Genomic DNA, 1,109 nt, shown 5'->3' on the forward strand with positions numbered 1-1,109 from the left:
TGTACTGACCATGGACGTTGGTGACACGCCGGTAACCGCAGGTCGTTGAGGCAAGAGAGGACCTCCGAGGGCAGTGTGGAGCTGCTGAAGGCGACCACACGCGAGCCACCCGGAGGTCCTCGTGCCCCACCGTAACGCCGCTTTGACTCCCGCCGGGAGACTGAAGCTGGCCCGGCTCATCGTCGATGACTGCTGGCCCATCCGTCGCGCCGCTGAACGCTTCCAAGTCTCCTGGACCACCGCCGCCCGCTGGGCCGACCGCCTGCTGCAGGTCCGGATGACCGGAGAACGGGAGGAGGGCGGGCTGGTCGATCGCTCCTCACGTCCGCACCGCAGCCCGACTCGAACCCGGCGGGCAGTCGTGAAGAAGGTGGTGCACCTACGCACCACCCGAGGCTGGGGACCGGCCCGCATCGGCCCCAAGCTTGGGCTGCCCATCTCCACCGTCGCCGCCGTCATCGCCCGCGAGGGACTGCCACGGTTGTGCGACGTTGACCTGGCCGACCGTCAACGCATCCGCCGCGAGGTCCGACGCTACGAGCACGCTGCTGCAGGCGATCTGGTGCACATCGACGTCAAGAAGCTCGGCGTCATCCCCGACGGTGGTGGCTGGCGCTTCCACGGTCGCGGCAGTGATGCAGCCAAGGCAGCAAGGCCTGGCAATCTTGGCTACGGCTACCTGCACACCGTCTTGGACGACCACTCCCGCCTGGCTTTCACCGAGATCCTCGCTGATGAGAAGGGCTCCACGACAGCCTCGTTCTGGGCTCGAGCCCACGCGTGGTTCGCCGGCTGCGGCATCGCCATCGCCCGTTGCCTCAGCGACAACGGCTCCAACTACCGGTCCCGCGACTTCGCTGCCGCGTTGGCCGTGACCGGCACCGTTCACAAGCGGACCCGGCCTTACCGGCCCCAGACCAACGGCAAGGTCGAGCGGTTCCATCGCACGTTGGCTACCGAGTGGGCCTACGCCCGGCCCTACTCCTCGGAAGCCGCCCGTCGGCGGGCCTTGCCAACCTGGCTGCACCTCTACAACCATCACCGCCACCACACCGCCCTCGGCGGGCTAACGCCCGCCTCGCGCGTCACCAACCTCAGTGGTCAGTACA

At 68.0% G+C, this 1,109-nt stretch carries 1 protein-coding gene; it reads left to right on the top strand.

The features are described from left to right. Positions 1-121: 121 nt before the first annotated feature. On the top strand, positions 122-1,109 hold a 988-nt coding region (locus tag CLV37_RS26910; RefSeq protein WP_106215804.1), incomplete at its 3' end, for an IS481 family transposase.

Origin of the sequence: Kineococcus rhizosphaerae, from assembly GCF_003002055.1 — a bacterium.
Classification (GTDB): domain Bacteria; phylum Actinomycetota; class Actinomycetes; order Actinomycetales; family Kineococcaceae; genus Kineococcus; species Kineococcus rhizosphaerae.